At 44.6% G+C, this 14,916-nt stretch carries 16 protein-coding genes; 11 read left to right on the top strand and 5 right to left on the bottom strand.

The annotated features are described in order from the left end of the window. Window positions 1–44: 44 nt before the first annotated feature. Together MmiAt1_RS01765 and MmiAt1_RS01760 are read right to left on the bottom strand one after the other, a co-directional pair. Entirely contained in the window at window positions 45–542 is a 498-nt protein-coding gene (locus MmiAt1_RS01765) for a ferritin (protein ID WP_318785192.1), read from the bottom strand. Window positions 543–754: 212 nt separating this feature from the next. After that, complete coding sequence (locus MmiAt1_RS01760) at window positions 755–892, bottom strand: hypothetical protein (protein WP_318785191.1); 138 nt, start codon at window positions 890–892, stop codon at window positions 755–757. Window positions 893–1,044: 152 nt separating this feature from the next. Between MmiAt1_RS01760 and MmiAt1_RS01755 the strand changes: the two genes are divergently transcribed. From MmiAt1_RS01755 to MmiAt1_RS01735, 5 genes are all read left to right on the top strand, one after another. Then, complete coding sequence (locus tag MmiAt1_RS01755; RefSeq protein ID WP_318785190.1) at window positions 1,045–1,836, top strand: ABC transporter ATP-binding protein; 792 nt, start codon at window positions 1,045–1,047, stop codon at window positions 1,834–1,836. A gap of 346 nt (window positions 1,837–2,182) precedes the next feature. Beyond that, entirely contained in the window at window positions 2,183–4,651 is a 2,469-nt protein-coding gene (locus MmiAt1_RS01750; RefSeq protein ID WP_318785189.1) for a CDC48 family AAA ATPase, read from the top strand. After that, entirely contained in the window at window positions 4,623–4,844 is a 222-nt protein-coding gene (locus MmiAt1_RS01745; RefSeq protein ID WP_318785188.1) for a hypothetical protein, read from the top strand. Before MmiAt1_RS01750 ends, MmiAt1_RS01745 begins: the two co-directional genes overlap by 29 nt. Further along, complete coding sequence (locus MmiAt1_RS01740; RefSeq protein WP_318785187.1) at window positions 4,841–5,104, top strand: PRC-barrel domain-containing protein; 264 nt, start codon at window positions 4,841–4,843, stop codon at window positions 5,102–5,104. The genes MmiAt1_RS01745 and MmiAt1_RS01740 overlap by 4 nt, the downstream gene beginning before the upstream one ends. Before the next feature lie 307 nt (window positions 5,105–5,411). Beyond that, window positions 5,412–5,702: a hypothetical protein gene (locus MmiAt1_RS01735; protein WP_318785186.1), complete on the top strand. Its 291-nt coding sequence runs from the start codon at window positions 5,412–5,414 to the stop codon at window positions 5,700–5,702. Here the strand turns inward: MmiAt1_RS01735 and MmiAt1_RS01730 are convergent, their stop codons facing one another. Continuing rightward, a complete protein-coding gene (locus tag MmiAt1_RS01730) occupies window positions 5,703–6,428 on the bottom strand; it encodes a phosphoglycolate phosphatase (RefSeq protein WP_318785185.1) in 726 nt (241 codons plus the stop codon). A 372-nt stretch (window positions 6,429–6,800) separates the two neighbouring features. Between MmiAt1_RS01730 and MmiAt1_RS01725 the strand changes: the two genes are divergently transcribed. The 5 genes from MmiAt1_RS01725 (at window position 6,801) to MmiAt1_RS01705 (ending at window position 11,693) form a co-directional block, all read left to right on the top strand. After that, complete coding sequence (locus tag MmiAt1_RS01725) at window positions 6,801–8,411, top strand: aminotransferase class I/II-fold pyridoxal phosphate-dependent enzyme (RefSeq protein ID WP_318785184.1); 1,611 nt, start codon at window positions 6,801–6,803, stop codon at window positions 8,409–8,411. 29 nt (window positions 8,412–8,440) lie between these two features. Further along, a complete protein-coding gene (locus tag MmiAt1_RS01720) occupies window positions 8,441–9,481 on the top strand; it encodes a cobalamin biosynthesis protein (protein ID WP_318785183.1) in 1,041 nt (346 codons plus the stop codon). 183 nt (window positions 9,482–9,664) lie between these two features. Further along, on the top strand, window positions 9,665–10,210 hold the full coding sequence (cobZ, locus tag MmiAt1_RS01715; protein WP_318785182.1) for an alpha-ribazole phosphatase CobZ: 546 nt from the start codon (window positions 9,665–9,667) through the stop codon (window positions 10,208–10,210). Continuing rightward, window positions 10,207–11,094 (top strand): adenosylcobinamide-GDP ribazoletransferase, encoded by an 888-nt coding sequence (locus tag MmiAt1_RS01710; RefSeq protein WP_318785181.1) that lies wholly within the window; start codon window positions 10,207–10,209, stop codon window positions 11,092–11,094. Before cobZ ends, MmiAt1_RS01710 begins: the two co-directional genes overlap by 4 nt. Continuing rightward, on the top strand, window positions 11,082–11,693 hold the full coding sequence (locus tag MmiAt1_RS01705; protein ID WP_318785180.1) for an NTP transferase domain-containing protein: 612 nt from the start codon (window positions 11,082–11,084) through the stop codon (window positions 11,691–11,693). The genes MmiAt1_RS01710 and MmiAt1_RS01705 overlap by 13 nt, the downstream gene beginning before the upstream one ends. 112 nt (window positions 11,694–11,805) lie before the next feature. On the opposite strand, the gene MmiAt1_RS01700 is transcribed toward MmiAt1_RS01705, so the two are convergent. Together MmiAt1_RS01700 and MmiAt1_RS01695 are read right to left on the bottom strand one after the other, a co-directional pair. After that, window positions 11,806–12,618, bottom strand: a complete 813-nt coding sequence (locus MmiAt1_RS01700) for a helix-turn-helix transcriptional regulator (protein ID WP_318785179.1) — start codon at window positions 12,616–12,618, stop codon at window positions 11,806–11,808. A gap of 649 nt (window positions 12,619–13,267) precedes the next feature. Further along, window positions 13,268–13,972 carry a DUF5591 domain-containing protein gene (locus tag MmiAt1_RS01695; protein WP_318785178.1) on the bottom strand — a complete coding sequence of 235 codons (705 nt, stop codon included), beginning with the start codon at window positions 13,970–13,972 and terminating at the stop codon, window positions 13,268–13,270. Between the two features lie 273 nt (window positions 13,973–14,245). Between MmiAt1_RS01695 and rnhB the strand changes: the two genes are divergently transcribed. After that, a complete protein-coding gene (gene rnhB / locus MmiAt1_RS01690; RefSeq protein WP_318785177.1) occupies window positions 14,246–14,911 on the top strand; it encodes a ribonuclease HII in 666 nt (221 codons plus the stop codon). The last annotated feature ends 5 nt before the right edge of the window (window positions 14,912–14,916 follow it).

Genomic DNA, 14,916 nt, shown 5'->3' with positions numbered 1-14,916 from the left:
GTTTTTTGTTGTTCGTGTTTTTGATGTTAACGTTTTTTGATAATTCAGTCGTCGTCTTCTCTTTTACCGAGTTTTTTCTCGATTGCGAGAATTGCGGCGGCATCGTTTTTGGCAAATGTTAAGTCAGCCACAATCTTGGATGTCTGGTCTTCTTCTTCGACTTGTTCGGTGACGAACCACTGGAGGAAGACTTGGGACGCATAGTCCTTTTCTTTGACGGCGACATCCATAATGTTGTTGATGGAAGCGGTCACCAGTTGTTCGTGTTCGTAAGCCTGTTTGAAAAAGTCAAGGAGTGTTTTTCCTTTGAGCGCGGGCTTGTCAATCGGAAGGAGGTCGACGTTTTCACCGGATTCGTGGAGGAAATCATAAATTTTCATCGCGTGTTCGATTTCTTCTTCAGCCTGAACGCGAAGCCACTGCGCAAAGCCGTCGCGGCTCATTTCCGTGCATTTGGAGGACATGCCTAAATAAAGGTAGGCGGCGTAAAATTCTTTGTTGATTTGTTCATTCAATAATTTTAAAACGGGTTTTTTAATCATTTATTATTTCTCCTGTTTATTTTATTAAACAGTTTACTGATCAATTATTAATATCGTTTTACTTTTATATATACTATCTCATGTATATCTAATTATACTCTCGTATCTGTTTCTTATATTCTCTCAGGTCTTTGTTTGCTTTCTTCTCTTCTTTCTTATATCTCTGTTCTTTTTCTTATGTCTTCATTCTTCTCTTTCTTATTTTTTCTTCTTCATTCTTCTCTTTCTTGTTTTCTTTCTCCTTCATCTTCTCTTTCTTGTTTTCTTTCTTCTTCATCTTCTCTTTCTTGTTTTCTTTCTTCTTCATCTTCTCTTTCTTGTTTTCTTTCTTCTTCATCTTCTTCTTGCATTTCATTCATTTTTTGTATTGCTATTCATTTTTTGTATTGTCAACTTTTCTTTTTAAATCCGGTTCACATTGAGATAGATTTAAATCAATTGTGTTCACTCCATCTATCATCATTATAAAATTAAATCAAATTAATAAACAAGGTGCATTCTTTTGGAAAAAACAGCCGATTCCCGAAAAGTCGTCGTCGATGTCCGCGATGTTTACAAAAGTTATTATTTGGGTCACGAAGAAGTTCCCATTTTGAAAGGCGTTAATTTTCAGGTTTATGAAGGTGATTTCGTGGCAATCGTCGGCCCGTCGGGTTCCGGCAAAAGTACGCTGATGAACTTGCTCGGCTGTCTGGACCGCCCGACTTCCGGCGTTATTGCCGTTAACGGCCAGGACATTAATCAGCTGGACGACAACGAACTGGCGCATTTGCGCGGCATGGAAATCGGATTCATCTTCCAGCAGTTTAATCTCATCCCGAGGCTCACGGCTTACGAAAATGTGATGCTTCCGTCTTACGCCAGCAAAAAAGAAAGCATCAACTATCCGGAAAAAGCAAAAGGCCTTTTGAAAATGGTCGGCCTGGAAGACCGCATGAAGCACAAGCCGTCAGAACTTTCCGGCGGTCAGAGTCAGCGTGTCGCAGTCGCCCGCGCCTTAATTAATGATCCCGCGATTCTCCTCGCGGACGAGCCGACCGGAAATCTCGACTCCAAAACCAGCGTCGAAGTCATGGATTATTTCCGCGAGCTGAACAAAAGCGGCTCCACCATCATCATGATTACGCACAACAACGAATTGGCGGTTCAAACCGATCGCGTTATCACAATCCGCGACGGGCAGATTACTTTGGACGTTCCCGCCGTTGAATTCGTTCAGCACATGAAAGAAGAACAATTGGTTGTCATGGAACAATTGGCCGCTCACGAAACACACGAATCGGCGCACAGCTGATTCTTTTCATTCTTTTTTATTTGCCCGGCTTTTCGCTCCCGTTTTTCGCTCCCGTTTTTCGCTCCCGTTTTTCGCTCCCGTTTTTCTTTTTTCCGGCATTTTTTGTTTTCCTGTTCCGACGCATACCGCCGCGCGCGAACAGCCCGATTTTTAAATGATTCAATCCCTGCCCGTTTTTAGAAGAATCATCTCATTTCAAATGTATTTTTTTCAAAAGGATTCCTGCAAAAAAAGATACGAAAGAAATAAATTATAACGAGCGCATTTATAGAAGCATTACCAAACAGGAAATGCCGCGGATGTTTTTAGAAACGGAAACGGCAGCAAAAATTGAGCGGGAAACTTTATGAAAAAGAATAATATGATTATCGAATTTGAAGAGCCGGAGATTCCTGCCGCCCCCAAAAAGGCGGTAAAAGCCGACGAATTGCAGATGGAAGTCGAAAAAGTTTATCCGACCGATGATTTCGGCAAAGGAATCATTCCGCTGGCGCAGGAAGCGATGGATTCTTTGGATCTGTCCGTCGGCGAACCCGTCGAAATCGAAGGCGAAAGAAAGACAGTTGCCCGCGTTTGGAAAGCAAACATCTTGGACGGCGCCACCGCCGACACTGTTCGGATTGACACATTCATAAGATACAACGCAAAAGTTACCGTCGGCGACCGCGTCACGATTCGAAAAGCAAAAGTCGTTCCCGCCAAAAAAATCACGGTTGCGCCGCTCGAAGAAGAACGGCTGACGCTGACGCCGGAAATCGAAGACAAAATTCGGTACAATTTAAGAGAGCGTTATTTGGTCAAAGAAGACATCGTTCCCGTTCGAAAAGACATGCTCGGTTTAAACGACGTGTCCCAGCCGGAAATGAAAAAGCAGACCGTCGAATTCATGGTCACGCAGGTCACGCCGTCCAAATCCATGGTCGTCGTCACCGACGAAACGCAGATCTCGTTTGAGAAAAGCGCCGAAGGATACCGCAAAAAACACATTTCCTACGAAGACATCGGCGGCCTCGGCGACAAGCTGGCCGAAATTCGTGAAGCGGTCGAGCTTCCCATGAAACAGCCCCGCCTCTTCAAGCGCCTGAAAATCAGTCCGCCCAAAGGCCTCATTCTTCACGGAATTCCCGGAACCGGAAAAACAATTATCGCCCGTGCTGTCGCTGATGAAATCGGCGCCAATTTCTATTACATCGCGGGTCCCGAAATCATGCGCAGCGGATACGGCCAGAGCGAAGAAAAAATTCGGGAGCTTTTCGCCGAAGCCGCTAAAAATGCGCCGTCAATCATTTTTATCGATGAAATCGATTCAATCGCGCCGAAACGGGAAGAATCCGGAGAGGTTGAGCGCAGAATCGTCTCTCAGCTGCTGACCGTCATGGACGGCATGATGGACACGACTCAAGTTTTCGTGATCGGCACGACCAACAGAATTCATTCTATCGATCCCGCTCTTCGCCGCCCCGGCCGATTCGACAGAGAAATTGAGATCGGCGCGCCCGACGCTGCCGGCAGGGAAGAAATCATTCGGATTCATGCGCGCGCCATGCCGCTGGAAGGCTATCCGAAGATCAGAAAAATCGAAGCGGCACTTCGAAAAGCCAAAGAGCAGGCCAAAGACCATGTTGAAAACGGTTTTACCGACGAAGGAACCGCAGCAGCTGATAAAGCAGCCATTGCCGATTATTCAAAAAAGCTGGGCGCCGCCAAAGAACAGTATGAAATGAATGCCAAAAAGCTGTTCAAAGAAATGGCCGCCCAAACGCAAGGTTATGTCGGCGCCGATTTAGCCGCTCTTTGCCGCGAAGCCGCGCTCAATGCCGTTAAAAGAATCGCGCCGACCGTTGATTTGGATGAAAATCTGAGCGATGAAATCTTAGAAACGCTTGTCGTCACCAACAAGGACTTCGAGCGCGCGCTCAAAAACAGCGAACCGTCCGCTCTTCGCGAAATTTATGTCGAAATCCCCGAAATCACATGGGGCGACATCGGCGGTTTGGAAACGGTGAAACGGCAGATTATTGAAACGCTGGAATGGCCGATCAAATATCCCGAGAAGTTCGAGCAGTTCGGCATTCAGCCGCCGAAAGGAATTCTCCTCTACGGCCCGCCCGGGACGGGAAAAACCATGCTTGCCCAAGCCGTTGCCAACGAATGCGAAACCAGTTTCATCAGCATCAAAAGCACCGAACTTCTGCTCAAATGGGTCGGCGAATCTGAAAAGGCTATGAAAGAAATCTTCCGAAAAGCCAAACAAGCTTCTCCGACAATTATTTTCTTTGACGAAATCGACGCGTTTGCGACCGCCCGTGAAAGCGGCTCTGCCGGAACGCGCTCGGTCGCGGAAAGCACGCTCAATCAGATGCTTGTCGAGATGGACGGCATCGAACGCCTCAAAGATGTGTTCGTCGTTGCCGCAACCAACCGCCCCGACACGCTGGACCCCGCGCTGATCCGCCCCGGCCGCCTGGACCGAATGGTTTATGTCGGTGTCCCCGACCTGCCGGGAAGAAAAGCCATCTTTGAAATTTATCTGAAAAGAACGCCGCTTGCCGAAGATGTCAGTATTGACGCTCTGTCCGACAAAACCGACGGATACACCGGCGCCGACATCGAAGCCGTCTGCCGTGAAGCCGTGATGACGGCGCTTCGCCGGAATATGGATGTTAAAGTCGTCGGCGAATCGGACTTTGACGAAGCGCTTGATGTGATTCGTCCGTCCGTCGGCGAAGAACTGAACGAGAAATACGAAAAAATGGAAGACTTCATTAAACACAAAGACGAACCCGATGATGATTATTTCACCGCGTACAATTGAAAAAAAGCGACGCGAAAAATATGAATCTGTAAAACAAAAAGAAGCTTCACAAAATGAAAATGTATATAAAATAAAAGTGATTTTAATAAAGCAAAGAATTTGTAATGAATTGCAAACTGTAAAGTCATTTTTCAATTTTGCAATATTGCAATTAAAATTCACTTTTCACCAATTCAAAGAGGAAATGAAATGAAATATTATGCAAAGCGCTTGCTTGACAACAAAAAAATCATGTCGACCGACGCCAAAGAACTCGGAACGCTCGAAGACATTCACATCAACGCGAAAACCGGCGCCATCATGGATTTGGTCGTCAGCCCCGCGGAAGGCTTGGACCTTGCCAAATACCAAAAAGACGAAGACTACATCTTAATTCCGTTCAGCGCCGTCAGCGCCGTCAAAGATTACATTATTGTTGACAAAGACAAAGCAAAAACTTTCATGGCGAGATAATTTTCGCCTTCTCTTTTCATTTTTTATTTTCATTTTTAAAGCTTGAGCAAACATGCTTTGCAATTCCTTTTGCCTTTGCTTTTTTGTTTTTATTTTTGTTTTTGCTTTTGTTTTTGTTTTTGTTTTTGTTTTTGTTTTTGTTTTTGTTTTGAGCCTGTCGCTGCTGCCCGCGCGCGAGCGGCATCAATTTTTGAAATGAATCAAAAAACGGAGTTCGTTTTTCTTTAACTTTTTGAAAATTTATATTCCAATTCTGCGGTTTTTCCACTCTCATTTAATCTTTCATTTAGCAACAGTGTCTTGCAGCATGGCCGGTGTTTCCATATGCATCTGCTTCTTTTTTGAGCAGCCGTTCGCTTCGCGAACGGGGGCGGCTGCCGCCTGGTTTGCATTTGCCGCCTGGTTTGCATTTGCCGCCTGGTTTGCATTTGCCGCCTGGTTTGCATTTGCCGCCTGGTTTGCATTTGCCGCCTGGTTTGCATTTGCCGCCTGGTTTGCATTTGCCGTCAGGTTTGCATTTGTCGCTGTCTGCTGCCGCTGTCTGCGCGCGAGCCGCACCGATTCAAAAAAGATTCCAAAACCGCATCCCGGTTTTTGATTAAAAAACGTAAAAATCCCGGCGGTTGTCTTCGAGTTCGATCAAATCGTTTTGAATCAAATAATCCACCGCCTCGGCAAAACCGGCGCCGAATTTTTTGGTGAGGACATAATCCGCTTCTTTTTTGACTTCCGGCGTTGCATTGGCAACCGCAAAAGAAAATCCGGCGGCTTGGAACAAGTCGATGTCATTGTTCGAATCGCCGACGGCAACGAAATCTTTGGCGTCCATGCCCATCAGTTTTGCGGTTCTGATGAGGCCGTCGCTTTTGCAGATGTTTTTATCTGTCAGATGGTACGCAAATTCGGCATCGACAAAGTAAATGTTCGGAAAATCCGACAGGTACGGCAGAATTTCTTCTTTGTCAACCGTTTTGGCAAACGAAATGTCCGTGATTCTGTCGCGGGAATCAAAAACGGTCAAATCGAAATGTTTTGAAAGCACATTGAGCGCGGCATTCAGTTCGTCCCGGCAGGGCTCAATCAGAATCGGATCCGAATCATAGAACGGCAGAATCAGGCCGCCGTTTTCGGCAATCAGAGGCGAGCGCGTCCCGAGCATTTTTGAAACGGCACGCGTAAAACAAAGCGTATTTCCGGAAGCCAAAACAACGGGAATTCTGCCCGAAAGCATATGCGCCGACTGAAGCGCTTCGGCCGATAAACGGCGGTCGTCATGCGTCAGCGTGCCGTCAATATCTGAAACAATTCCGGAAAAACGAGCCATGCAGGAAAAAAGATCTTTTTTGATATAGAGTTATGTTTCGGAAAAGAATCCGAAACAAATTTGAAAAAACCAAGCAGATTTGAAACAAATTCAAAACAAATTCAAAAAATCAAACAAATTTGAGACAAATTTAAAACAAATTTTAAAAATTCAAACAAATTCAAAACAAATTCAAAAAAATCAAACAGATTTGAAACAAACCCAAGCAGATTCCAAAACAAAATTAAAACCCGATTCAATCGATCACTTGAAAGAGAAGTGGATTTGAACTCTTTGGATTTTCGGCATCTGTCTCCGAAAGAAACAATTAAAATGAACCGCAATACGAACAGCTTAATATACGTTAAAACCCAATTCCATACCAGATAAACCATGAGTCAGAATCCGTTAAAAAAACATATTCAGAGTTTTCAAGGTTGTCTTCACGGGGGGTTAATTAAAGAGAGCGCCGAAAAGTACGGGCTTTCGGAAAGTGAGATCTTGGATTTCAGCGCCAATCTCAATCCTTTCAAAACGCCGTTTGATCATCCGGAATACGGCCTGGATTTTTTAAAGATCGCGGCAGAATCGTATCCCGATTCCTACAACTATCCCGACAACAGATATATTCCGTTCAGAGAAGCAGCTGCCGCGTTCATCAATACGGGAATTGAATCCGACACGCGCCTGACCAAAGAAAATATCATTCCCGGAAACGGATCCACCGAAATTATCCGCTTATTCTGTCAATGCGTTTTAAATGAAGGCGACAAAGTCATCATTCCGTACCCGACATTCGGAGAATACGAAATCCAATGCCGGCTCCAAAACGTTGAAATCGTTTACATCCCGCAGGAGCAAGTCGGCACATTGACCGCCGAAGAATTAAAAGAAATCGGCGCAAAAATCCTGTTCATCTGCAACCCGAACAATCCGATCGCCGCTCTCCGCACGCGCGAAGAATTAATCAAGCTGGCCGAGATTTGCGAAAAATCAGAAACAGTCCTTTTCATGGACGAAGCATTTATCGAACTTTCCGATCCGCAGCAATCTGTTGCCGATTTGGCGAAAGATCACAAATTCGTTTTTATCATGCGGTCTTTGACCAAATGCTTTGAAATCCCGGGCATCCGTCTCGGATTCGGCATTGCGCAGGCAGAAATTGCCGAAGCGCTGAACAACGCCCGCCTCTCCTGGAATCTCAGCCCGCTTCAGGAAAAAACAGCCGTTGCGCTCCTGTCAATGGACGGCGGCGCAAACAGCGACTACCTGAAAAAATCGCGTGACTTAATCTTAAAAGAAGCCAATTTCTTAAAAGACGAGCTGTCCAAAATCTGGGGCTTTAAACCGGGGGCGGCAACGACAAATTTCTTATTGGTCGATATCAGCGAACGGACGATTAAATCCACCGAGCTGGCCGAACGCTTTGCCAAAAACGGCATCTTAATCCGCAACTGCATTTCATTTCGGGGCCTTGGCGAAGATTACATTCGAATCGCCGTCAGAACCCGTCCCGAAAATGAAAAATTCATTCAAACCATTTCCGTTGTTTTTGACGAATGGGCCAAAGATTTCGCGGACAATGAACTGAAATCCGCGCTGATGATTCACAAAACCGGCCGTCAGCAGAACAAAAGAGAAACCTGTGAATATTATCCCTGCCACTTTGAAGGCCAGGACTGCACCTTCTGCTACTGTCCGTTCTACCCCTGCGGTGACGACAGAGGCGGCGGCAAATACATTCAAAGTTCCAAAGGCGGTCAAGTCTGGAGCTGCGTGGACTGCTACATCCCGCACATTTCTCCCGTCGTTGAAAAAATGATGGAAGGCCTCATGGAAGAAGACGAAACGGAAGAGATTCTCAAGAAAGAATGGGAAGAAATCATTCTGCCGATTATGGAAGAGCGGGACAGCGATCAAGTTCTTGCTTTGTGCCGGAAAATCAAAGAAGAAAATGATAAAAATCCGAAGCCTGCAAGAAAGGCGAAAGGATCTGAATCATAATCTGTCAGACTCGTGAGGAGCCGAAAACAATGGTTTTTGAATTTTATCAGGCAATTGCCCCGCTTCACCAATATTTATCGGACGCGTTTACATATGCGCCGACAGAACTGATTTTGGTTCTGCTTCTGGCGATTTTAATCGATTTGGTTTTCGGAGAGCCGCCGTCGGCCGTTCATCCGGTCGTTTGGATCGGAAAACTCATCGGCTTTTTAAAATCCAAAGCCCCGAAAACACACAGAAAGGCGTACGGCATCGCAATGGCGCTGACAGTCATTGCTTTTGCGGTTCTGCTGGGAATCTGCGTTGTTTTGATCGCGCATTGGAAATACATGCCGTATGCGGCAGGTCTTCTCATTCAGGCGTTCTTCCTGAAAGCGACATTCGCCGTCAAATGCATGGTTCAGCCGGCAAAGGAAATCCAAGACAAATTGGACAATGATATTGAAACCGTCCGAAAGGAACTGATTACTTATGTCAGCCGCGACACGTCCAAGCTCAGTAAAAGTCAGATTGTATCCGCTGTTGTCGAATCGATCTCTGAAAATTATGTGGATGCCATGCTGACGCCGGTTTTCTTTTATGTTGTTCTCGGCCCGTTCGGTCTGCCCGCCGCTTATCTGTTCAAAGCGGCCAGCACGCTGGACTCGATGGTCGGCTACAAAAATGAAAAATACATTCAGCTCGGCTGGTTTTCCGCGAAATTCGATGATTTTTTAAACTGGATTCCGGCACGGCTGTCGCCGATTTTCATTGCCGTCGGCGCGGGTATTTCAAATTTTATGAGCGGCAATTTGGAGAAATTAAAACCGATTGACGGCCTGAAATGCGCGTTTCGGGAAAACAAAGCAACGCCGTCACCGAATTCCGGATGGCCGATGGCAGCGGCAGCCGGCGCGCTTCAAATCCGTTTTGAAAAACCCGATACTTACATCATCGGCGGCGAATACCGAGAACCCGAAGCCGCCGACATTTCAAGAGTGTCGATTCTGATTATTCTCACATCCGTCATCACCGCCGCTGCCGGATGTTTGGCAATCGCGGTCTTATGGTATGCCGCTTCATGGATTTAAAATAAAATCAGGAATATCAAGGAAAATAAATAAAAGAACAAACGGTGTTTAAAGAAAAAACATTGAAGAAAAACGAATGAAATGAAAAAACGAATAAAATAACGGAAAAAAAGAATAAAAGAAACGGTAAAAGATGAAAAAACGAGGACAGGAATACTGATAAAAGAGAGGGAGAAACGGAAAATGAAATTGTCAAATATTGATGACGGCTTTAAGAAAAATCAGCCGGATGTCATTGAGGAAGCAGCCTCCCGAAACATTACCGATGTTTTGGAAGAATTCGGCATTACATATACCGATATGGAAAATACCGCAATGGAATTTTATGTTCCTCACCCGGGCATTGAAACCGAAGAAAAAGCCCGCGCCGTCTTTAAAAAAGAGTTTGATGCGGCGATTCGCGATTCCAATCTTCAGCTTTTGATTTACACGGCGCTTCTGCTTGAAAAAGAAGGGCAGAAAGGAAATCTTCCCGGCCTCAGCAAAAAATCGTTTGAACAGGACCTTTCATTCATCATCGCCGACGAAATCCTCGGCGAAGCCGTTGCCGGATATATCGGCGGCACCAAAGGAAAATTCGAATTCGTCCGCTTTGACAAAAACAAGCCGGGCATTTTAAAAGAGCTGGGCATGTTTATGGACGACATTATCGGCGGCCTTCTCGGCGGCGTTTCTGCCAACATGTACACGCGCGCAATGATTGACGCGGACAGTGAGGCGAAAAAATGACGATTTGGGAAGCGTTTAAAGCCGGATTCGGATTCTTGTCCGTCATTCCCGTCGGCATCACAATGGAAGGCATTGACGCGCTGATGAAGCGCCTTTACATGTATCCGATTGTCGGCTTCTGTCTCGGCATTTTAATCGGAATCATCACATTTATCGCCGAAATCGTTCTGCCGTCTCCTTTGACAATTATTGCGGTCATGGCGGCGGTTTACGGCATCATCTGGTTTAACCATTTAGACGGCGTGGCCGACTTGGGCGACGGCATGACGGCCCACGGCTCGCTGGAAAAGAAAAGAAAAGCGCTCAAAGACATGTCTCTCGGAATCGGCGGCGTCGCTTTTGCGGTTTTGCTGATGCTTTTCTTTTATTCGTCCTTGTATGCGCTTGAAAGCATCGTCCCCGAAATTATCGGCGCGCCGACTGTTTTTGCGGGACTTTGGACATATGTCTGTTCGGCCGTGTACGCATCCGACTTATCGGGCGCGTGGGGATCAGCGATTATAACGGCGTCAATGATGGCGCTGACGGCGACGCTTGCCGAAACCTGCGGCAAACAGTCGATGCTGACGATTGCGGCATTCGGCAAATCATTCAGCGAAGGGCTGGGGTCGATGACGATTGCCGGCGGCACGCGGAAGAACTTTACCATCGGCATTGTGTTTACGGCCGTTGTTTCTTTTGTTCTGCTCGGGTTTATCGGTTTGATCGCACTGGCGGCTTCGACGCTTGCGGCATTTATTATTTTAAGAATCAGCAACCGCCATTTTGAAGGTTTGAACGGCGACGGCATCGGTACTTCAAATGAAGTCGGCCGCGCGGTCACAATCGCATCTGTTGCGGTGTTTCTTTTCCTGTTGTACGGAGGGATGTTTTGGACGCTTTAATTATGGCCGGAGGCCTGGCACAGCGTATGGGATGCGGTGAAAAATCCTGCATCGAATTAAACGGCAAATCTTTGATTTCATACATCATCGAAGCGCTTGAAGAAGCGAAAGGCATCGGAAAAATTTATGTTTCCGTCACGCAGGCAACGCCTGAAACAAAAAAATTGATTGAAACCCAATATCCGGGACTTCATTTGATTGAAGCGGCGGAAGGCAGTTATGTCGGCGACATGATTTATTCGATTAAAACGGCCGGCTTAATCGGCCCCGTGATGGTGGTCATGTGTGATTTGCCGCTGGTGCGGTCAGATATCATCGACGACGTTTTAAACAAATACGAAACGTGCGAAGAACCGGCGCTTTCGGTTTATGTCCCGATTGCGCTCTGCAAAAAAATCGGAATTCGTCCGGACACCGTTTTTAATAAAAATACGAAACTGATCGTTCCGACCGGCATTAACATTCTGGATGCGTCGGACATCAACAACGAACAGCCGGATTACAACTATATTGTCGACGATCCGCGGCTGGCAATGAATGTCAACACGCCCGAAGATTTGGAAAGATGTAAAAAAATGATTTCGGAAGGATTCGAATAACAAAGGAATAACAAAGTTATGAATCCGACAGCCTCGGCTGACATTAAAAACAAAAATAAAAAATAAAAATGTGTTAAAACTGACGAATCAGTTTTTAATTTTATTAAAAAAATTAATCTTTAATATTTGTTTCAATTCTTCTGCCGCCTTCGGAAAGCCGGTCGCAGAGTTCCAGACCCCAGTTGCGTGCGCGGTCGCCGCGACTCAAAATATATCTGGAATCGAACCTGCTGTCGCTGTCAAACAAGCCGAGCAAAGCGATTTCATTTGTCACGGAAATTTCGGTAATGCCGAGGCCGTCTGGAATGACATAGAATTTTGCATTTTTCCAGTCCAGGAATTTGACGTCGTCCTGTTCGGATGTGCCGTCATAAACGTATTCTGACAAAATTCTGTCAAAGACGGACTGAGAATAAATCAGCGTCAAATCACAGCCGTTCTTAATCATGGTGTTGTACATTTTATTGTACTGCGGCTGGAAAAAGTTGGACAGCGTGACACAGAATGTCGCGTTAATCATGGCGTCGACCACATCTTTATTGGCGTCAAAGACGTGCGCTAAATCGGATTCCAAAAGCTGCGCCGGTCCGAGTTCGCCGACTCTGTCAAGCAGCTGCGGCGGAATGCCGGAAAGATTGTGTGTCGCCCAATATTTTTGGTTGTTTTCATAGACGCAAAGAATGTTTAAAAGCTGTTTTGAATTGTTTGCAATGGCCCGTCCCATATCTGTTAAATAATAGACGCGGTCTTTGCTGGTGATGAGATCCCATTCCTCTAATTTTTTAATCTGCGGAATCATCGCCCCCCAATTTACGTTCAGCTTATCTTTGATATCATCAGATGTCTGCGGTCCTTCAAGCAACAGAAGGAGCAGGTTTTTCCGTTTATCGGAAAGAAAAATTGTATCAATTAAACACGATTTCATATTGATGTAACCTCCATAACATCAACGAAGTAACGGTTTTTAAAAACTGCAAAATCCGAATAAAATCTGCCGCCGGAAAATCCCCATTCCGGCCCGGCTTTTCGGAAAGGTGCTGCTGCAGCCTCAAATCAAGCCATATAATCGTTTTTGGTAATTTTTCGAGAAATAAAATTATTTACCGAATTTAACCGTATTGTATAATTGGCGAAGATAGGATTTGAATGTTTCGATTGTAAAAATGAGAATAAGTCCGATTTTAAAGCGTTGTTTGAAAATTACAACGGCGTTAGAAACTGATTTTATCGGTTGCATATTAAAGACAAACAACATTTAAAAGTTTTTCGTGTAATATTATGGATTTGAGGAAAGAACAAGAGGTAAAATAAAATTTTAAGAGATTATAAAAAACGTTGAAATTTAATTTCATCGAAATTCATACAAATATTGAATGAAAAAAAATCATGAAATTCAAATCTCAGAATTTTAAAATTATATTTTACATTAATATTTTACATTAATTATGTTTTACATTAATTTTTTACATTAATTTATGTTTTACATTAATAATTTAAATTCAAAGATAATTTAAATTTAAAGTTTATTCAAAATTCAAATGGTCATTCATAATTTTTCATAAATTCAAAATTTATTAAGATTCATACCATTCCGTATCTCCCGAATCGTCGCCCGATTCAAAGACGGGGACTCGATTTGCATCTTTTAAAGGCAACCCTGTTTTTTCCGCGGCTTCGTTGATTGCCTGAGAAAAATCTCCCAGATAATCTGAACAGGAAAGACTGTTGTAAATGAATTTTTTATTCGGCTGAATATTGCGCTCAATCGTTTCGGATTTCGGAACAATCTGTACGGGAATTCCGGTCTGCTCGGCTGCTTTTATCATCGCTTCGCGGAAATCGCCGATGCAGTATGCAATTCTGCAGTCATAGTTGTCTTTTGTTTTTTCCAAGTATTCGGAAATTCGCTTTGTTTCTGTTTTTAAGAAGTCGCGCTTGACTTTGGCGACATTACACTGTCCCATCATGAAAGAATAATTCATGAACGGATATTCGACATCCAGCTCTCTCGGAACGACACCGCAGGTTCCGAACGTAACGATGTGAACATCTTGGTCATCCAATTTGGAATAAATAATTTCATCAAACTTCTGATGGGACGGACTTGTATGATACGGTTTTTTCTTCGAACACGGCACGAAGATGCAGATTTTGCGCTCCGGTATCTCGTATTCGGTTACAATCCATTCATTTGCGCGTTCCATATCGGGATGATGAATAATATTTTCAGTGTCGAGCGGTTCGGACGAACGCTCGTCTTCCGGAATGATGCGGGTCATATAAAACTCCTAATGCCTTTCTCCTATTAAAAAAAGCCGTTTCGGTTTGCCGGCGGAATGCGCTGCGGTCCGCGCGCCGCGCGCGAACGGCACAAATTTCAAAAATGACCGATGAAAACCGCACCTCGGTTTTTCAAAAATAAAAATGAAAAGAAAACAAACAAAAAACAAAAAGAAAACAAAAAGAAAACAAAAAGGAAAAAGAAAACAAAAACCATAAAACATAAAAGAGAAAGAACAATATAATACTCAAAAAGAATCGGAGAAAAAGAAATGCCGGACATAAGATTGGGAATTGATGAAGCAGGAAAAGGGCCCGTCATCGGCCCGATGTGTATTGCCGGCGTTTGCGCGACAAAAGAGCAGGAAATAAAGCTTAAAAATTTGGGCGTTGCCGATTCTAAAAAACTCACCGCCAAAAAAAGAGAACAATTGGCTGTTTCGATTAAAAAATACGTGACATCCTGGTACATCTATGAAGTTGAAGCGAAGCAAATCGATGATTTGCGCAAAATCATGACGATGAATGAAATCATGGTTTTGTGTTTTTCAAAGGTGATGGAAGAACTTTCGATTCCCGAAGACAAAGCGTTCACTGTTGTCTTTTTGGATGCCGCCGACGTTTCAGAAGAACGGTTCGCGCGCCGCGTTCACGACGAGTACGCCAAAAAATTCGAAGAGCGGGCGGATAAAATTGAATACATTTCCAAACACAAAGCCGACACGCTCAGCCCCGTTGTTTCGGCCGCCTCGATTCTTGCAAAAACCCGCCGTGACGAATTGATTGAAGATATCAAGAAAAAAGAAAACGTTGATTTCGGAAGCGGCTACCCGTCCGATCCGAAAACGAAACAGTTTTTGGAAAATTACGCGAAAGAACACGGCGATTTTCCCGATTATGTCCGGAAATCATGGAAAACGGCCGAGAATTTACTTTAATTTTT

Origin of the sequence: Methanimicrococcus hacksteinii (genome assembly GCF_032714515.1) — an archaeon.
Classification (GTDB): Archaea; Halobacteriota; Methanosarcinia; order Methanosarcinales; family Methanosarcinaceae; genus Methanimicrococcus; species Methanimicrococcus hacksteinii.
Note: the sequence above shows the minus strand (reverse complement) of the source record. Positions and strands in the feature narration are given on the sequence as shown.

What these genes read in the sequence shown, in the direction of transcription:
- MmiAt1_RS01720 (WP_318785183.1), top strand. Translation starts at nt 8,441, where the DNA reads ATGGTTTTTGAATTTTATCAGGCAATTGCCCCGCTTCACCAATATTTA.
- MmiAt1_RS01710 (WP_318785181.1), top strand. Translation starts at nt 10,207, where the DNA reads ATGACGATTTGGGAAGCGTTTAAAGCCGGATTCGGATTCTTGTCCGTC.
- MmiAt1_RS01760 (WP_318785191.1), bottom strand. Translation starts at nt 892, where the DNA reads ATGCAAGAAGAAGATGAAGAAGAAAGAAAACAAGAAAGAGAAGATGAA.
- MmiAt1_RS01750 (WP_318785189.1), top strand. Translation starts at nt 2,183, where the DNA reads ATGAAAAAGAATAATATGATTATCGAATTTGAAGAGCCGGAGATTCCT.
- MmiAt1_RS01695 (WP_318785178.1), bottom strand. Translation starts at nt 13,972, where the DNA reads ATGACCCGCATCATTCCGGAAGACGAGCGTTCGTCCGAACCGCTCGAC.
- MmiAt1_RS01700 (WP_318785179.1), bottom strand. Translation starts at nt 12,618, where the DNA reads ATGAAATCGTGTTTAATTGATACAATTTTTCTTTCCGATAAACGGAAA.
- cobZ (WP_318785182.1), top strand. Translation starts at nt 9,665, where the DNA reads ATGAAATTGTCAAATATTGATGACGGCTTTAAGAAAAATCAGCCGGAT.
- MmiAt1_RS01725 (WP_318785184.1), top strand. Translation starts at nt 6,801, where the DNA reads ATGAGTCAGAATCCGTTAAAAAAACATATTCAGAGTTTTCAAGGTTGT.
- MmiAt1_RS01740 (WP_318785187.1), top strand. Translation starts at nt 4,841, where the DNA reads ATGAAATATTATGCAAAGCGCTTGCTTGACAACAAAAAAATCATGTCG.
- rnhB (WP_318785177.1), top strand. Translation starts at nt 14,246, where the DNA reads ATGCCGGACATAAGATTGGGAATTGATGAAGCAGGAAAAGGGCCCGTC.
- MmiAt1_RS01735 (WP_318785186.1), top strand. Translation starts at nt 5,412, where the DNA reads ATGGCCGGTGTTTCCATATGCATCTGCTTCTTTTTTGAGCAGCCGTTC.
- MmiAt1_RS01765 (WP_318785192.1), bottom strand. Translation starts at nt 542, where the DNA reads ATGATTAAAAAACCCGTTTTAAAATTATTGAATGAACAAATCAACAAA.
- MmiAt1_RS01745 (WP_318785188.1), top strand. Translation starts at nt 4,623, where the DNA reads ATGATGATTATTTCACCGCGTACAATTGAAAAAAAGCGACGCGAAAAA.
- MmiAt1_RS01730 (WP_318785185.1), bottom strand. Translation starts at nt 6,428, where the DNA reads ATGGCTCGTTTTTCCGGAATTGTTTCAGATATTGACGGCACGCTGACG.